This window comes from Pseudomonas sp. GW821-FHT04D07 (assembly GCF_059420225.1).
In genome coordinates this window covers 133,336-149,950 of record NZ_JBWKTH010000014.1, presented here as the reverse complement: position 1 = coordinate 149,950, position 16,615 = coordinate 133,336, and the positions used below count along the sequence as shown (strand labels likewise).

General features: G+C 58.2%; 18 protein-coding genes. 9 read left to right on the top strand and 9 right to left on the bottom strand.

Annotated elements, in window-relative coordinates:
• The 3 genes from AC07T0_RS18150 to vapC all read left to right on the top strand — a co-directional run.
• Positions 1-76: hypothetical protein (locus AC07T0_RS18150; protein ID WP_223820631.1), on the top strand; the 76-nt coding region annotated here is incomplete at its 5' end.
• A gap of 436 nt (positions 77-512) precedes the next feature.
• Entirely contained in the window at positions 513-743 is a 231-nt protein-coding gene (gene vapB, locus AC07T0_RS18145) for a type II toxin-antitoxin system VapB family antitoxin (protein ID WP_100944168.1), read from the top strand.
• Positions 743-1,180: a type II toxin-antitoxin system tRNA(fMet)-specific endonuclease VapC gene (vapC, locus tag AC07T0_RS18140; RefSeq protein WP_495002503.1), complete on the top strand. Its 438-nt coding sequence runs from the start codon at positions 743-745 to the stop codon at positions 1,178-1,180. Before vapB ends, vapC begins: the two co-directional genes overlap by 1 nt.
• A 361-nt stretch (positions 1,181-1,541) precedes the next feature.
• Here the strand turns inward: vapC and AC07T0_RS18135 are convergent, their stop codons facing one another.
• From AC07T0_RS18135 to AC07T0_RS18125, 3 genes are all read right to left on the bottom strand, one after another.
• Positions 1,542-2,429, bottom strand: a complete 888-nt coding sequence (locus AC07T0_RS18135; protein ID WP_495002502.1) for an SMP-30/gluconolactonase/LRE family protein — start codon at positions 2,427-2,429, stop codon at positions 1,542-1,544.
• Between the two features lie 47 nt (positions 2,430-2,476).
• The gene (locus AC07T0_RS18130; RefSeq protein ID WP_495002501.1) at positions 2,477-3,304 is read right to left on the bottom strand and encodes an NAD-dependent epimerase/dehydratase family protein; all 828 of its coding nucleotides are present in this window, start codon (positions 3,302-3,304) and stop codon (positions 2,477-2,479) included.
• A 163-nt stretch (positions 3,305-3,467) separates the two neighbouring features.
• Positions 3,468-4,721 (bottom strand): OprD family porin, encoded by a 1,254-nt coding sequence (locus tag AC07T0_RS18125; RefSeq protein ID WP_495002500.1) that lies wholly within the window; start codon positions 4,719-4,721, stop codon positions 3,468-3,470.
• A 563-nt stretch (positions 4,722-5,284) separates the two neighbouring features.
• On the opposite strand from AC07T0_RS18125, the gene AC07T0_RS18120 reads away from it, so the two are divergent.
• Positions 5,285-6,598 (top strand): MFS transporter, encoded by a 1,314-nt coding sequence (locus tag AC07T0_RS18120; protein WP_495002499.1) that lies wholly within the window; start codon positions 5,285-5,287, stop codon positions 6,596-6,598.
• A 105-nt stretch (positions 6,599-6,703) separates the two neighbouring features.
• Here the strand turns inward: AC07T0_RS18120 and AC07T0_RS18115 are convergent, their stop codons facing one another.
• Positions 6,704-7,006 carry a chorismate mutase gene (locus AC07T0_RS18115; RefSeq protein ID WP_495002498.1) on the bottom strand — a complete coding sequence of 101 codons (303 nt, stop codon included), beginning with the start codon at positions 7,004-7,006 and terminating at the stop codon, positions 6,704-6,706.
• Between the two features lie 194 nt (positions 7,007-7,200).
• Between AC07T0_RS18115 and AC07T0_RS18110 the strand changes: the two genes are divergently transcribed.
• Complete coding sequence (locus AC07T0_RS18110; RefSeq protein WP_495002497.1) at positions 7,201-8,073, top strand: restriction endonuclease; 873 nt, start codon at positions 7,201-7,203, stop codon at positions 8,071-8,073.
• Positions 8,074-8,097: 24 nt separating this feature from the next.
• On the opposite strand, the gene AC07T0_RS18105 is transcribed toward AC07T0_RS18110, so the two are convergent.
• Positions 8,098-8,499 carry a type II toxin-antitoxin system HicB family antitoxin gene (locus AC07T0_RS18105; RefSeq protein ID WP_040070208.1) on the bottom strand — a complete coding sequence of 134 codons (402 nt, stop codon included), beginning with the start codon at positions 8,497-8,499 and terminating at the stop codon, positions 8,098-8,100.
• Positions 8,496-8,738, bottom strand: a complete 243-nt coding sequence (locus tag AC07T0_RS18100) for a type II toxin-antitoxin system HicA family toxin (RefSeq protein ID WP_495002496.1) — start codon at positions 8,736-8,738, stop codon at positions 8,496-8,498. The genes AC07T0_RS18105 and AC07T0_RS18100 overlap by 4 nt, the downstream gene beginning before the upstream one ends.
• Before the next feature lie 285 nt (positions 8,739-9,023).
• Here AC07T0_RS18100 and AC07T0_RS18095 point away from each other — a divergent pair, with 285 nt between their 5' ends.
• On the top strand, positions 9,024-9,353 hold the full coding sequence (locus AC07T0_RS18095) for a helix-turn-helix domain-containing protein (protein ID WP_495002495.1): 330 nt from the start codon (positions 9,024-9,026) through the stop codon (positions 9,351-9,353).
• Positions 9,354-9,358: 5 nt separating this feature from the next.
• Here AC07T0_RS18095 and AC07T0_RS18090 read toward each other — a convergent pair whose 3' ends face one another.
• The 3 genes from AC07T0_RS18090 to AC07T0_RS18080 all read right to left on the bottom strand — a co-directional run bounded on the left by AC07T0_RS18090 (position 9,359) and on the right by AC07T0_RS18080 (position 12,902).
• Positions 9,359-9,919, bottom strand: coding sequence for an AAA family ATPase (locus AC07T0_RS18090; RefSeq protein WP_495002494.1), 561 nt, complete (start codon positions 9,917-9,919; stop codon positions 9,359-9,361).
• Between the two features lie 206 nt (positions 9,920-10,125).
• Complete coding sequence (locus tag AC07T0_RS18085; RefSeq protein ID WP_495002493.1) at positions 10,126-11,715, bottom strand: amidase family protein; 1,590 nt, start codon at positions 11,713-11,715, stop codon at positions 10,126-10,128.
• Between the two features lie 137 nt (positions 11,716-11,852).
• On the bottom strand, positions 11,853-12,902 hold the full coding sequence (locus tag AC07T0_RS18080; protein WP_495002492.1) for an MBL fold metallo-hydrolase: 1,050 nt from the start codon (positions 12,900-12,902) through the stop codon (positions 11,853-11,855).
• Between the two features lie 198 nt (positions 12,903-13,100).
• Between AC07T0_RS18080 and AC07T0_RS18075 the strand changes: the two genes are divergently transcribed.
• The 3 genes from AC07T0_RS18075 to AC07T0_RS18065 all read left to right on the top strand — a co-directional run bounded on the left by AC07T0_RS18075 (position 13,101) and on the right by AC07T0_RS18065 (position 16,583).
• A complete protein-coding gene (locus AC07T0_RS18075) occupies positions 13,101-13,715 on the top strand; it encodes a TetR/AcrR family transcriptional regulator (protein ID WP_495002491.1) in 615 nt (204 codons plus the stop codon).
• A 168-nt stretch (positions 13,716-13,883) separates the two neighbouring features.
• Positions 13,884-14,966, top strand: a complete 1,083-nt coding sequence (locus AC07T0_RS18070; protein ID WP_495002490.1) for a diguanylate cyclase — start codon at positions 13,884-13,886, stop codon at positions 14,964-14,966.
• A gap of 303 nt (positions 14,967-15,269) precedes the next feature.
• Positions 15,270-16,583, top strand: coding sequence for a methyl-accepting chemotaxis protein (locus tag AC07T0_RS18065; RefSeq protein ID WP_495002489.1), 1,314 nt, complete (start codon positions 15,270-15,272; stop codon positions 16,581-16,583).
• Positions 16,584-16,615: the final 32 nt, after the last annotated feature.

Genomic DNA, 16,615 nt, shown 5'->3' with positions numbered 1-16,615 from the left:
CTTGAAGAAAGAGAAGAACTTCTTCGAGACGCGGGTGATCGAGTATCAGACTGGCGGGGCGTTGAGCTGGGATTGATGCCGCTGTTCACCTTGGGTGAATAGACTGGAACACCGAAAAGCCCTGAACCTGTTCAGGGCTTTTTTGTTTGCGTCTGGGCACTGCGTTATGAAACCACGCGTTTCGCTTCCAGCCCTAGCGTTAGCCACCATGAAACGAGCAGCAGCAAATATACAGCCGCTGATGTCTTCATGATGCTTTTTCGTGTTGTGCAAAAGAGCTGCGAAACTCTTCTCGCCAGATTACCCAGCGAGCCATTCAGACTCTAAGCCCACCGCTTCATCTGGAACAATTCGCCATAGTGGACAGGAACCCGATGAGTTTTCTGACTTAAGCGTAGGACTGGCTGCCGAAGGATGTGCGCTTGGTTTTCATGATCAGATGCCTCCACGTCGGCGTCATGTCGCACTGTGAACGCCCATGTATATCCCATTGACATATCCCGAGGTGTACCGTGGAACAAGGCTCGATTTTCCAGAGTAACCGTAGCCAAGCGGTGAGATTACCCAAAGCCGCAGCGCTGCCTGATGACGTGAAGCGCGTCGATGTCATAGCAATCGGCAGAACAAGGATTATCACCCCCGCTGGCGAATCATGGGATAGCTGGTTTGAGGGTGAGGGGGTTACTGCCGACTTCATGACCGAGCGTGAGCAACCCGCAGATCAGGTGCGGGATTCCTTTTAATGCTCAAATTCATGCTCGACACAAATATTTGCATTTTCACAATCAAGAATCGGCCCCAGCAGGTTCGTGAGGTATTCACGCGCCATCATGGGCAGATGTGCATCAGCTCGGTGACCCTGATGGAGTTGATCTACGGAGCGGAGAAGTCAGCCAATCCTGAGCGTAACCTGGCAGTTGTCGAGGGCTTCGCGGCACGGCTGGAAATATTGAAATACGACGAAGGTGCAGCAGCACACACAGGTCAGCTGCGTGCTGAGCTGGCCAGGGTCGGCAGGCCGATTGGCCCCTATGGTCAGATGATTGCCGGGCATGCCCGTTCGCTGGGGCTGATTTTGGTGACCAACAACCTGCGTGAATTTGAACAGGTATTAGGGCTGCGGGTTGAAGATTGGGTTGAGCGTTCATCCGGTCCATTTGATGATCAACATCGCACCTGATTTCTCTATCTGAAATTGGCCGTTCCACCTGGCCGACCTTCTTTGACCCGGGATTCATAGCACGCGTACATAAGCGTCTTTTTGACGGTGCTGACCAGGAACAACTGCGCCTGAGTGAAGGCAGATTACTGATATCGGGGCAACTACGCGACGAAGCTCAACAGGATGTTCTGGTGGGGAACCACGCGATTGGTGCATGATCGGCCGCGAGCCTGGCATCGATCTTACGGACGTCATCACCAGCAAGCTGGCTCCCACATTGACCGTGTTGCTCGGAGTTACGAATCCAGGGTCAAGATGGTTGCTGAGCAATGACGCCATGGATGCTATTCAAGACCTGTGCATCGGCATCGGCACGGCGCTATCCAGCGAACAACGCCTCTGCCAAACCGCAAACACCCGGCTGGACAGCAAAAACACCGCCCGCCAGCGGCTGGTCACTCAGATCGCCAGCCGGACGGATCGAGGTGACGAACAGGGTTTCCATATTGCGGCCCCCGAAGGCACACATGGTCGGCTTCTTCACTGGCAAGGTAATGGAGCGCTCCAGCTGGCCTTGGGGAGTAAAGCGATGAATCATCCCGGCATCGTTGGCACATATCCAATAACAACCGTCGCTGTCGATAGCCGCGCCGTCCGGCCGACCTGGATACCGGTTCATGTCGACAAAGATCCGACGGTTGTACGGTGTACCGCTATCGATGTCGTAATCGAACGCCCAGATGAGTTGTACCGACGCATGGGAGTCGGACAAATACATCACCTTGCCGTCGGGACTGAAGGCCAGGCCGTTGGGAACCACAAAACCGTCAAGCCGGGAGTCCAATGGGCTACTTTGCCCGCCGTCATAGCGATACAGCGCACCTGCCGTTGCCCCTGCCGTCAGTTCGACCTGCATGGTGCCCGCCCAAAAGCGGCCCTGGCGATCACAACGACCATCGTTGAAACGCATGCCCGGCAAGGCATGGCTCACACCGCTCAGGCGGTTGCACTGCAGATCGCTATCAAGACTGGCGGTGAGTCGAAACAATCCACTTTCCATGCCGGCAATCCAGCTGCCGTCAGGGCACGCGGCGATGCAGGCGAGCATCTCGGGCGCCTCCCAGCTCTGGCTGGAGCGATTCGCCGGATCCCAGCGAAACAAGCGCCCGGCAGGAATATCAACCCAGTACAGCGCTTGTTCACGACAGCTCCAGACAGGGCTTTCGCCGGTGGCGTTAGCGGCGTCGAGAATCAGTTCAACATCCATGGCCGTTCCAGTCAGGTGGTCGTTACAGGCAGCCTTTTGCACTAGCCTCAGTCATCGCCAAAAGGCCCCAACGTCACGAACGCCCCCCCCTGGTAGACCAGGATCGGATCATCCGCCGCCGGCATGGGCAGGGCCTCGACCTGGCCACGGAAGGGCTCGGAGCTGTCCCGTGCCTTGAAATTCAGATGCGCGGCATAACTATTGTCCCACCAGACATTCTGGTTCTCCGAAACGCCATAGACCACCGTATGGCCTACGTTCGGCGTGTACAGCGCGCACTCGATCAATTGCGTCAGGTCACCGTAGCTCAACCAGGTGCTCATCATCCGGCGGTTTTGCGGCTCGCTGAACGAAGAGCCGATACGGATGCTGACGGTCTCGATACCGTAGCGATCGAAATAGAAGCTGGCCATGTCTTCGCCGTAACACTTGGACAGACCGTAGTAGCTGTCAGGACGACGCGGTGAGTGGGCATCCAGTCGATGACCCTGCTTGTGGAAACCGATCACATGATTGGAACTGGCGAAAATCACTCGTTTTACATTGTGGCGACGTGCGGCTTCATAGATGTGGAATACGCCACAGATATTGGCACCGAGTATTTCTTCAAAAGGACGCTCCACCGAAACACCACCAAAATGCAGGATGGCATCCACGCCGTTGACCAATTGGTCAACGGCTTGTTTGTCAGCAAGATCACAGAACTGAACCTCTTCGCTCGCGTCCAGCGCCGGTGCCACTTCGGCAATGTCGGAGAGGCGCAATATCCGGGTGAACGGCCGCAGGCTTTGGCGCAGCACCTTGCCGAGTCCTCCGGCGGCCCCCGTCAGCAGAAGGCGATTGAAGGGTTGATGCTCCGTCGTTGCGCTAGTCATTAGGGCTCGCTCTCTCACGTGTTGCGGTCTGCATTATGTGTTGTCGTACAACATATTTGATTATCAACAGCCATTTTCATAGCTGTCAACGTCCCCCAGGGGCAAGACGCTCTCGGGTGCCGGTAGCTCGCAGCCGAGGCGTCACGCGCTCATCGTTTGCGGATCAGAGCAGGGATATCGGATAGCTGATGAAGACGCGGTTTTCATCGAAACCGTTGATATTGAAGCTGCTGCGAATGGTCGAGTTACGCCATCTCACGTTGAGATTCTTGAATGTTCCACTCTGTACCGTGTATGCCAACTCGGACTCACGCCCCCGCTCCTTACCGTCGGTGATGGTCCCGGTGTGCACATTGTCGCCGCTGATATAGCGGTTCATCAGGGTCAGTCCCGGTACTCCGAGGGCAGCGAAGTTGTAGTCGTGGCGCAGTTGCCAGGAATGTTCCTGCGCGTTGTCATAGCTGGAGTTGTAGCTGTCGTTGGCCAGGGTACCGCCGCTGGTGCCGTTGACGCGCATCCAGACGCTGTTGCCGGTGAGTTTCTGCAAGCCGACATAGAAGGTGTTGCCACCGTACTTGGCCGAGAACAGCCCGGACCAGGTCTTGTTGTCCAGTTCGCCGGCCTTGGCGCTACCGTCGTCCTTGCCGTAGAAAAAGCCGAGGTTGGCGCCCAGGGTCCAATCGCCCAGCGGCTGGCTATGCACCAGGTTGAGGTACTGCTGGCTGTAGATGTCCTTGAGCTGGGCATTCCACACCCCGATCATCGTGCGATTGTCATTGAAGCTGTATTCGCCGCCCTGGAAGTTGAAGCGGTCGGAGGTGATGCCCGGCTTACCGTTCATGAACATGGCCGTCATGCTCGAGTCGTTGCGTGGGCTGTTGTTCTGGAACTGGCCGCCGTAAAGGGTCAGGCCATCGATTTCCTTCGAGGTGATCTGGCCGCCACGAAAGGTCTGCGGCAGCGAACGGCCGTCGTCCGAGCGCAGGATCGGCAACACCGGCATCCATTCGCCAACCTTCAGCTCCGTTTTGGAGATCTTTGCCTTCGCGGCCACGCCCAGTCGACCGAAGTTACTGGCAGGCTCACCGTCGCTGTCCAGTGGTAACAACTGTGTACCGCCGGTGCCTCTTCCTCCGTCCAGCTTGACCGAATACAGGCCCAGAACGTCCATCCCGAAACCGACCGTCCCGGGCGTGAAGCCTGAGCGCGCATCAAGAATGAAGCTCTGTGTCCATTCCGCGGCGGTGCTCTGCTTATGAGCCGGATTGGTGAAATTTCGGTTGAAGTAAGCGTTACGCAGATTCAGGCCGGCTTGGGCATCGTCGAGAAAGCCTTCGGCGCTACACATCTGCGGGAAGGCAAGGATCAAGCCTGTCGCCGCGAGCGAAGGGGTGAGTCGAGTAGGACGGATGGTCATTATTGTTGTGCTCCTTGTTAAGCGAACGCATTCCGCCTGGGCCATGAATAGCCTTCTGTGAGCGGAAAACGGCGTGCAGCCACGACAGCGACTTGAACGGGAGTCGAGTCGAACCTGATTAGCGTGCGAAGTGGCTTACGAAATCGCTTGCGAAGGTGAGCACGCGATACAGAGCGAGCGGACCGTCGGATGCCAATGAGAAGAAGGGGCGTAGGGGGAGGTAAGCATCATCAGTATCTCCTTTTTTATTTTTATTTACGACATACGTTGTCGTACAACGTGTTTTGATTATTAAAACATCCCTGCTTCATTGTCAACCACCTGAAAATCAAACCGTGGCGATTTCGTATAGCGCCCTATGGACGAGAGTTCGAGCGGTTCTGAGGGACGTCGGTGATGGAGGCGGTTGTTTTTCCGATTGACAGTGCCCAATCGAACTGGCTATAAAACACCATGTTGTACGACGACGTATAACACTTCGATTTTCCAAAAAACAAGGACAACTCCTGCCGTCAGGTGTGGAGCACGTACACCTCCAATCTAAAAATAATTAAGGTGAAACGATGAAAATCAAAGGCATCCGTTGGTGGATGGTCGGACTGGTGACCGCCGGGCTGATCGTCAACTACCTGGCCCGCAACACCTTGTCGGTCGCGGCACCAACGCTGATGAGTGAATTGAGTATTTCCACCGAGCAGTACTCGCAAATCGTGGTGGCGTGGCAAATCTGCTATGCGTTCATGCAACCAGTGGCCGGATACATCATTGATGCCATTGGCACCAAAATGGGTTTTGCCATTTTCGCCATAGCCTGGTCGGCGGCCTGCGCCGCGGCGGCGCTGGCCACCGGCTGGCAAAGCCTGGCATTCGTCCGCGGCGTACTTGGACTGACCGAGGCCGCGGGACTGCCTGCCGGGGTGAAGGCCACCACCGAATGGTTTCCGGCCAAAGAGCGCTCGGTCGCCATCGGTTGGTTCAATATCGGTTCATCAGTGGGGGCTTTGCTCGCACCGCCGCTAGTGGTTTGGGCCATTTTGCAAAGCGGTTGGCAATTGGCGTTCTTGATCGTCGGTGGGCTGGGTATTGTCTGGAGCGGGCTCTGGCTTTTGTTGTACAAACACCCGCGTGATCAGCTTCATATGAACGACGCCGAGCGTGATTACATTCTTGCCGGGCAGGAGTCTCACTTCAAAGATGCCGCGCCGGAAAAAGGTAATTGGAAGAAGATCATCACCAGCCGTAACTTCTACGCCATTGCCTCGGCCCGAATTCTGTCGGAACCCGCCTGGCAGACGTTCAATGCCTGGATCCCTCTGTACTTGATGACCGAGCGGCACATGAACATCAAGGAAATAGCCATGTTCGCCTGGTTGCCCTTCCTGGCGGCGGATATCGGCTGCGTCCTGGGGGGTTACCTGAGCCCGTTGTTTCATCGTTACTGCAATGTGTCGCTGTTCACATCACGCAAGCTGGTGTTGTTGTTCGGCTGCTCCTGCATGATCGGTCCGGCCTGTATCGGCCTGGTCGACAGCCCGTACACGGCAATTGCGCTGCTGTGTGTAGGCGGCTTCGCCCACCAGACCCTGTCAGGTGCGCTGTATGCCATCACATCGGACTCGTTCGGCAAAAACGAAGTGGCCACGGCCACTGGCATGGGAGGTATGTTCGGCTACCTGGGCGCCGCGGCCTTTACGCTGGTGTTCGGCGTTCTAGTGACAAAAATCGGCTACAGCCCGCTGTTCGTGGTACTGGCGATTTTTGACATTGTGGCGGCCATCGTGGTTTGGAATGTGGCTCGTGCGATTCCGCAGGAAACTGAGCTGCAACCCCGTGAAGCGACTCAATCGAATCCCCGTCCATCTATGCCCGGCGTCTAAGCGTCCGTTCTCCTGGTGTTGTAGACCGTCAGGGTCGACTACCGTCGACCCTGACCGGCGACTCCTCCCCGCCAACGGCCCCTCCTCCACCTGGGGGCTGAGTGACTAGGCGAACGATGGGAGGGCCTTGCCGTGTTCTTGCAGCTCCTGCTCGATAAACGCCGCAATCATGGCCCGGTAGACCTGCTCGACCACCTCGGGATTGGCGTCGTACTCCTCGGACAATGCCCGCACCTTGGCGATGACCTGCTCCACGCGCTGTGGTGCCCTGACTGCATCACTGTCTTTCTTGAAACGCGCCGCCTCGGTGACATAGGTACCCCGCTCCGCCAGCAGCGTTACGATCTGCCGATCCAGACGGTCGATGTTTTCACGGACTTCTTCGAGTGATGTGCAACGGACAGCCATATCGTTCTATCTCCTTTTGAGGCTGGCCACTCTGGCTGATCTTTCGCTCCCTTTGCAACCCATGCTCAGCTCAGCCTGCGCCTAAAGAGAAAGGGGGATTGCAGGATGTGAGCGCAAGCGCAATCATATCGCCATCACTGGAGCACTCCTCCTTTGAAAAGTGACCCCATGGAATGTAATTCAAGGCAACGGATATGGCCCGCAGAACGAAAACCTCTCTCTTCGACGATCTGTTTTTCATCGCCAGCAAACTGCCCTGGTGGGCCAGCACTGCGATTGCCGCAGGCGGCTATTTCTATCTGCATTCCGTGGCCATTGCGCCTGCAGCGATCTCGACGGATATCAACCAGATTTCTACCACCCTGCAGCAAACGATCTTCAAAATGGCGGCCAGCTTCGGTCAATACCTGCTGCCCATGATCTTCGCGGGTGGCGCGGTCGTTTCGCTACTCGGTCGTAAAAAACGTCGTGACCTGCTGGAGTCCATCGCCAAACCGGGCGGTAAGACACTGGAAAGCATTGGCTGGCAGCAATTTGAGCAGTTGGTGGGCGAAACCTTTCGTCGCCAAGGCTTCACCGTTCAGGAAAACGACAGCGGCGGCCCGGATGGTGGAATCGACCTGGTGCTGCGCAAAGAGGGCGAACGCTATCTGGTGCAGTGCAAGCAATGGCGCGCCATGAAGGTGGGCGTCAGTATCGTCCGCGAGTTATATGGGGTCATGGCAGCAGAAGGCGCGGTGGGGGGCTACGTAATCACCAGCGGGCGCTTTACCGACGAGGCGAAAGCCTTTGCTGCGGGACGCAATGTACGGTTGGTCGATGGCAACGAGCTGAGCCAATGGATCGCCACAAGCCAGCGCAATCGCCCCACGTCTCCCGCGCCGATGTCAGAACCCACCACACACGTCGAGCCGACACTGGAGAAATCCCCTGACCCCGCATGCCCAAAATGCCAAGCACCCATGGTGATGCGCACCGCCAAGCAGGGACTCAATAGCGGAAACCGGTTTTGGGGCTGCAGCCGGTATCCGCAGTGCCGGGGTATTCAATCCATCGAAGCGTCTTGAGCCTCCACGTTTTGCCTCAGCCCATCAGGCATACAACTCACGCAACGCCGCCGTCGCCAGAAACCCCGAGCGTGAGGCGTAGCGATGATCCTTCTGTACACGCTCGTCAATCCGCTCAAGCAGATGTTCCGGCAACGAGGCGTTGAATCTCACCGACTTGCCCAGGTAAGGCGTCACGTCGAAGTCGACAATCGCCCAAAGACCACCGGCATAATCCGGGTTGTCCAGGTAGACATCGGCCTCCTGCGCATGGGGCAACGGCTCGCCATCAGCCAGCAAACCCTCGAAGTGCAAGGCCAAGGCCTCGTGCACATTCTCCAGGGCTTCGGAAAAAGTGCTTCCCGCAGAAAAACAACCCGGCACATCCGGCACGGTCACGCCGTAGTCCGACTCCGCCTCTTTGTGTAATACGACTGGAAATTTCATTGGATTCCTCGCCCATATGGAAACACGTCATCACGGCTTCCATCGCTATAGGCTGTGCCCTTGAGGCCAGCCGACTTCAATATATTGTGGAGTGTTCCCTTCGGGATTTCCGTCTTGGGAGGGGGAACAGTAACGCGGCCTGTCTTTCTCGGATGCCGAAATTGATGGTGACTTCCCTTCACCGCCACCTCATACCACCCCTCGGCTTCGATCAGTTCAATGACCTCTCTGCTTCGCATGCTCACTCCTTGAGCTCTGTTGTGTAAGGCACACACGCGTTTGATTCACATCAAGCTGAAAATACACACCCTACACAACATTGTTTTTGCCAAGCAGAGAAAGGTCGTGACAAAGCATGTCCCGCGGTTTTCTGCCTGGGTGGTACCTGCATATGAGCCGATCCCCGCGAACACAACGGCCCGATACCGATAATCGGAATGCTGAAAAAATGTTTGATCGAGTTGAAAAACAACTGTACAAAAACACAGTATTTTCAAATCAGCCGATCAAGCCCGGAGAGTGCCATGCCCAGCCAAGCCGCCAGTCATGTGATGAGGACCACCGTTGAACGCATCGTCTTGCATCAATTCACGCCCCGGCACTGCCTGCAGGCGCGCGTCATGCTGGGCTGGAGCCATGAGCATTTGAGCCGGGAGTCCGGCGTCTCGGTCGCCGCCATCCAGCGCTTCGAAACCGGGGAGTCACTGCGGGATGTCACCCGGCTGGCCCTGGCCTTTCGCTTTGAAGCAGAAGGCCTGGTGTTCTTCCCCGGGTTTGCCCCCGGACGTGGAATGAATATCCGCGGAACCACACCGGACCCGATCGGGCGCAAGGATTACGAACTGATCGAATAAGCCACTCACGCCGGTGCTGCCGGCCGCTCCAGCGCGCGCATCACCTGCTCGACCAACGGCGCCACTCCATGCTCGGTGGCGTCCAGTCGCAACACCGGACACGGCAGACTCCGGATCCAGGTTTCATGCCGCTTGAGGCTGCGGGTGCCATGGTCACCGGTGTCGTAGCCGGCCGCCCACTCCAGGAAGGTGCGGGTCGCGATAAAACGCTCTCCCCCCTCATGAATCTGCATGCCATAGCGCTGGAATTCGCGAACGCGCAAACGCTGCAAACGGACCTCGGGGTCGAGGCGCAGGAAAACTGCCAGGGTGAACGCCGGAATCACCGGATCGCCCCAGCCACAGAGCGAACCGGAGAGCACCCAACTGTCTTGTTGGGACAGTTGTTCACGCAATAGCTGCACCCGCTGGTCACGGGGGCGCTTGCAACTGAAGGGCTTGTCCGCAGGCTGCCAATAAAAATTGTCCGAGTCGAAATGGGCAATCCCCAGCCGCTCGGCCAGCGCAATACCCAAGGTCGTGGTGCCGGAGCCCGACGCGCCGAAGAGATGAATTCGATGGGCCATGGTCGTTCCTGACACTCTGCTTCCAGTCTCGAACTTATGGTAGACCCGTACCCGCCTGGGGTCTGTACGAAAACTCCCGGGCGTACGGGCGTGCCAGGCCCTGAAAGCCAATCTTTCACACCCGGCACCAGCGGCTCGCTACGCAGTAAAAGGCTGACCTTGCAGCCTGCCAGCAGACTCGTTGGCAGGCCGACAGCGACCCGGGATTATTCAAAATCCGGGTCCTGTCGCGCATTCGAAGCCTGCTCATAGCCGTAGGCAATCGCCAGCAGCTCGGCCTCGCTCCAGCGCGTACCGTAGAAATACACCGCAGTGGGCATGCCATCGGCGTCCATGCCCGAGGGCACGGTAATCCCCGGATACCCGGCAAAAGTTGCGCTTCCCAACTCAAGCACCGCGAACGGATGGGGATCCCCCAGTGCCGCATCCAACCGGTTATCCGCCAGCAGCTTATCGATATTGCCGCGTGCCTCGTCGCCAAGCCCGTCTGAAAGTTTCAAGTATTCGGTCTGGTCAAACGCCAGCGCATTGGCACGTTTGAGCAGCTGCTGATTGTACTTTTCCGCACCGGGATACTTTTCGTTGTAATCAATCAGTGCCTGGAGGGTCGAGACGTTCAGACCGGAACGACTGGCCAAATAGCCGGGCAGCACACGCTTGATCGACATCTCGAACAAACGCGACACCCGCGACCAATCGTTGTCACTCCAATCGGTCCCCTTCAAGTCGACCGGAACCAGTTGCGCACCGGCCCGGCGCAGTGTGTCCAGGGCCTGGGCAAACTGCGGATGCTCGTTCAAGGCTTCACTGCCAGGCTTGAAGCGGCTGGGATAGCCGATGACTTTTCCTTGCAGGGCATCGGCTTTCAGCTTTTGCGTGTAATCCTTCCTGGCGGGCACTTGCGCCGTAGCCGGGTCCTGCGGATCAAGAACCACCATGGTATTCAGGAGCAAGGCGGCATCACGCACCGTGCGCGTGATCGGCCCGGCGCTGTCGAGCTCCCGGGATGCAGGAATGATTCCCGTGCGGCTCAGCAGCCCCACGGAAGGTCTCAGACCGACAACACCATTCTTCGACGCCGGGCAAATCACCGAACCGAAAGTATCGGTCCCCAACGACAAGGGGGCATAACCCGCCGCGATCGCGGCAGCCGAGCCCGAACTGGAGCCGCAGACATCGCCATCAAGCGCATGGGGATTGCGGGTCTGCCCACCTCGGCCGCTCCAGCCATAAGGCAGTTCGTCACCACGGAAATTCGCCCACTCGCTCATATTGGTCTTGCCCAGAATAATGGCGCCCTGCTCGCGGAGCTTGTGCACGATGAACGCATCGTCAGCCGCCGGGGCCCCGACCATGGCCAACGACCCGGCCGCGGTCTGCATCTGGTCGGCCGTGTGGATATTGTCCTTGAGCAATACCGGGAGGCCATGCAGCGGTCCGCGAAGCTTTCCTGCCTGGCGCTCTTCGTCCAGGGCCTGGGCAATCGACAAGGCCTCGGGATTGAACTCGATCACCGCCTCAATGGCCGGACCGAACGAGTCCAGATCGGCCGCCCGCGAAATGAGATAACTCACCAGCTCCTGCGAAGTGAAGCGCCCATCGGCCAGCGCCACGGCCACCTCCGTGGCACTGGCATAGACCATCCCGGCCAACGCCTCGCGTTTAACCGAAGCGGCCGCTGGAAACACGGGTTGGCCTGGGGTATTCGCCTGGCTGACAAGCGATGTCAGACAAAGGGCGTGCAGCAATGCCAACCGGGTGAGCACCACGCTGCGCTTTCTGAGCGTTCGATTCATGAATCGTGTCCTGATAAAACCAAACGCCAGTGATCCATTTCACTGGCGGCGGCCATCCTAATGGGCGCTTCCGTCAGAAGCGCCGGACACAATCGGTTGCAAGCCGAGTGAAAAATCAATGCAATCCGTGAGACACCTTAGCCCGCCGTGATCGGCGTTTGCGCCTCTTCCGGGTGTTCCACTTCCAGCCACCAGGCGTACCCGCGATGGGGTTGCAGCAGGTTGAAGGTTTCTCCCATCCGCGGCGTGGTGATGGACACATTGCGTTCCCAGGCCAGGGCCAGGATACGGTCGAAGGGTTCATGCCAGGCATGGAAGGACAGGTCGAACGTGCCGTTGTGGATCGGCAGCAACCAACGGCCCTTGAGGTCCAGGTGAGCCTGCAGGCTCTGCTCCGGTTGCATGTGCACATGCGGCCAATCGACGTTGTAGGCGCCGGTTTCCATCAGGGTCAGGTCGAAGGGGCCGTAATGTTCACCAATCTGCTTGAAGCCTTCGAAATAGCCGCTGTCACCGCTGAAGAAAATCCGCTGATCGCCCACCATCATCACCCAGGACGCCCACAGCGTCTGGTTATTGTCGAACATCGTACGTCCGGAAAAATGCTGCGCTGGGGTGGCGGCGAAGCGAATGTCGCCAACCTGGGTTTCTTCCCACCAGTCCAGTTGCCGGACCTTGTCAGCGGGAATGCCCCACTTGATCAGCAGATCGCCGACGCCTATGGGCGCGAGGAAATAGCGCGTCTTGGCGGCGAGTTGCAGGACGGTCTTATAGTCCAAATGGTCGTAATGATTGTGGGAAAGAATCACACCCTCAATAGGCGGCAAGTCGTCGAGGCTGATGGGCGGCTGATGAAAGCGCTTGGGACCGGCCCATTGCACCGGCGACGCACGTTCGGCGAACACCGGGTCGGTCAACCAGAACAACCCCTGCAGCTTGAGCAACAAGGTCGAATGGCCAAGACGAAACACACTGAAATCTTCCGCCGCCAGCAACTGCTCACGGCTCAGCCCCAGGACCGGGACGCTACCGGACGGGCGGGTGCTGCGGGGTTTGTGAAAGAGCATTTTCCAGAAAATACCGAGCATCTTGCCGAACCCGCCCTGGGGGGTCGGGGCATGGTTGCGGTATTGCCCCTGCTCCTGCAAGGACGAGGGTTTGGCACGGGTAAGCGAACGAGTGGTCATAACGGGGTGACTCCCGGAAACCGCCAAGGGTTCCCACGTTCTTCTGCTGGATGATCAATGGCCGCTGCACGCAAGCCTTGAACCGATGAAATACTGGAGCAAAGCAACTACACTACACAGTGTAGTTTCAAGCTTGCAACAAGGCTGCCGATAAGTAAACTACCGAGTGTAACTTTTCTTCTCCTGCCGAAGCCGCCCATGACCGCTCCCCTACGCCTGACCGACCGCAAACGTGAAGCCATCCTCCAGGCGGCCATCGAGGCGTTTCGCGCCGACGGTTTCGAGGCCACCAGCATGGACAAGATCGCTGCCAAGGCCGAGGTGTCCAAGCGCACGGTGTACAACCACTTTCCCAGCAAGGAAGAGTTGTTCGCGGAAATCATGCACCACCTGTGGGCCAGCAGCGCGGCACACGTGGACATGGCCTATCACCCGGATCGCAGCTTGCGCGAGCAATTGCGCGAGTTGCTGGCCTTGAAACTGCGCCTGCTCAGTGAAAACAGCTTCCTCGATCTCGCCCGGGTGGCGATAGCCGCCACCATCCACTCCCCAGAACGTGCCCAAGGCATGGTCGCGCGCCTGGCCGAACGGGAAGAAGCCTTCAACCAGTGGATTCGTGACGCCCAGGCAGACGGCACCTTCAAACCCGTGGACCCGGCGTTCGCGGCGGCACAGCTGCACGGCCTGCTCAAGACCTTCGCTTTCTGGCCACAGATCAGCCTCGGCCACCCCCCACTGGACCCGTCGACCCAGAGCCGCGTCATAGAATCGTCGCTGGATTTATTTCTCGCCGGCTACGAAATCGTCAAATAGCCGGCACGGGCGCTCAAAGCCACCTCAAGACCCTCGAAATGGCTTGGAAGGACACTGATTATTCTTTACGGAATGCTTGAGAATATTCATCCTCCTTATCCGATGAACGGCCGTTCCGTGCAGAACACCGCCCAGGTGTTCAGATAAAAAAGTGGCGCAAAAAAACCTATGCAAATCCAACGAGGCAAAGGGCTATCGTTTGCCAAGCGCATTTACCTGCCCCGCACGGTAGGCGTTGGTGTCGGCTGCTTCAGCATAATCGCCGCGCTTTATCCCTTGGCCATGCCGATGTGGATCTGGATATTGCTGGCAATCAATGCAGTGGCCTGGCCGCATCTGGCCTATCAGGTCGCCAAACGCTCGTCTTTTCCTTATCGGACCGAACGTCGCAATATCCTGATCGATTCGCTGATGGGCGGATTCTGGGCCGCGACCATCCAGTTCACGCCATTGACCACCATCAACATGCTGGCCTTGATGGCCATGCACAACGTCGCGGCCGGCGGCCCCCGCCTGATGGCCCAGGGCTTGGTTGCCCAGGCCATTGGCATCCTGGTGTCCTGGCTGATTTTCTCCCCAGCCTTCAATCCGCTGACCACCCCGGTGCAGATCTACAGTGTCTTGCCAGTGCTGATCCTCTATCCCCTGGTCATCGGCATGGGCTGCTACCAAGTGGCGATCAAGCTGGCCGAACATAAGCGCACCCTCAGCGCCCTGAGCCGTACCGACAGCCTCACCGGGCTGCTCAATCATGGTTCCTGGAAAGACCTGCTGCACCTCAAGTTCCACAAATGCCGCTACAGCCAGTGCCAGGCGGTCATTGCGCTGATCGATATCGACCACTTCAAGGCCATCAACGATACCTACGGGCACCTGGTCGGCGACAGCGTGCTGCGCCAGTTGAGCAAAGACCTGCGCGACAACCTGCGCGAAGATGACCTGGCTGGGCGCTATGGTGGCGACGAGTTCTGCGTGATCTTCCCGGAGATGTCACTGGAGCGGGCCAATGCCGTGATGGAGCGCCTGCGTGAAGCGTTCGGCAACTACCGCAATGCCGAGGTCCCGGAACTGCGGGTCAGCCTGAGTATCGGCCTGGCCTCCTGCCGCAAGAATTTCAACGATGCCGGTGCCTGGCTGAATGAAGCCGACAAGGCGCTCTATGTCGCCAAGAACACCGGACGCAATAAGGTCAACAGTGCCGAAGAGGACAGCACTGAGGGGTGCTCATGCAACCTGATCAACTCGGTTTGAGCGAATCCGCCGGTCTGAAAGGCGCTGCCAGCCGTTGTACAGCCCAGCATTGTTTTGTATAAGAAAATAGCATCATAAGGCCAGTATTTAGCCATCGACTTTCTGAACGATCACCTGGGTACAGGTATTCGCACAGCCCACGCATGATCATGGGCGCAGCAGTGCAGTGTTCTGTATCAAATCAACTACCGGTCATGGAGCACTGGTATCGGGCTGCTACTTCCCTTGCACCCTCTCGGACAAGCCGCAAGCCGCATGACCAGGGACAAACTCTCACGTTGTATCCCTCTCCGAGCAGACGCCATGCTATTTACCGCCCATAAGAAAACCATCAGTGCCCTGCAACAATCCGTGGCTGAACAAGCCAACCAACTGGCTGCCATCGACCGTTCCATGATCGTGATCGAGTTCGACCTCAATGGCACGGTCCTGCGCGCCAACGAGAATTTCCTCAAGGCCACCGGCTATCGCCAGGAACAGGTAGTGGGCCAGGCGCATCGGATGTTCTGCACGCCGGCCTTCGCCCGCAGCAACGAATACAACCAGCTCTGGACGCGGCTGAAGTCCGGCCAGTTCGAGTCCGGGACGTTCGAGCGGGTCACGGCCGATGGTCGAATCATTTGGCTGGAGGCCAGCTACAACCCGATCAGGGATGACCAGGGCCGTGTGTTCAAGGTCGTCAAATACGCCCTGGATATCAGCGCCAGGGTGCAATGCGAGAGCGAGGCCAACGGCAAGTTGCAGGCCATCGACCGGGCCATGGCGGTGATCGAATTCAACCCCGACGGCACCGTGATCAGCGCGAACCAGAACTTCCTCGGCCTGATGGGCTACACCCTCGCGGAAATCCAGGGCAAGCACCACAAGATCTTCTGCAAGCCAGCCACCGCCAACAGCAGCGAATACCAGGATTTCTGGCGGCGGCTGAACCAGGGCGAATTTTTCAACGACCAGTTCGAGCGCGTCGGTAAACGTGGCCAGACGCTGTGGCTTGAGGCCAGCTACAACCCGGTCTACGACGCCAGTGGCCGGGTGTGCAAAGTGGTCAAGTTTGCCTCGAATGTCAGCGGCCGTGTCGAGAAATACGAACAAGATGCCAAGAGCGCGAGCGAGGCCTATCACATCTCGATCGAGACGCGAAAAGTCGCCGAGCACGGTACCGGCGTTATCCAGCAGGCGGCCACCGAAATGCGTGAAATCGCTTCGAACATCGAAGGCTCTTCAGCGCTGATCGCCAAACTGGGCGAGCGTTCCGAACAGATCACGGCCATCGTCAACACCATTCGCGGGATTGCCGACCAGACCAACCTGCTGGCGCTGAACGCGGCCATTGAGGCGGCCCGGGCAGGCGAACAGGGCCGCGGCTTCGCGGTGGTCGCCGACGAGGTGCGCCTGCTGGCGGCGCGTACCAGCGGCTCGACGGCAGAGATTTCGGGGATGATCGGCATGATCCAGAACGAAACCCAGCAAGCCATCGATAGCATGAACGGCACCCGCGAAAGGGCCGCCAAGGGGGTTGACCTGGCGGACCAGGCCGGTACGGTGATCCTGCAGATTCGCGAAGGGGCCAATCATGCGGTGCGGGCGGTGAGCATGTTCGCCGGCGAGCAGGGCTGACCCACCGCGAGCCGGACGAGGGCGCCAGGGAA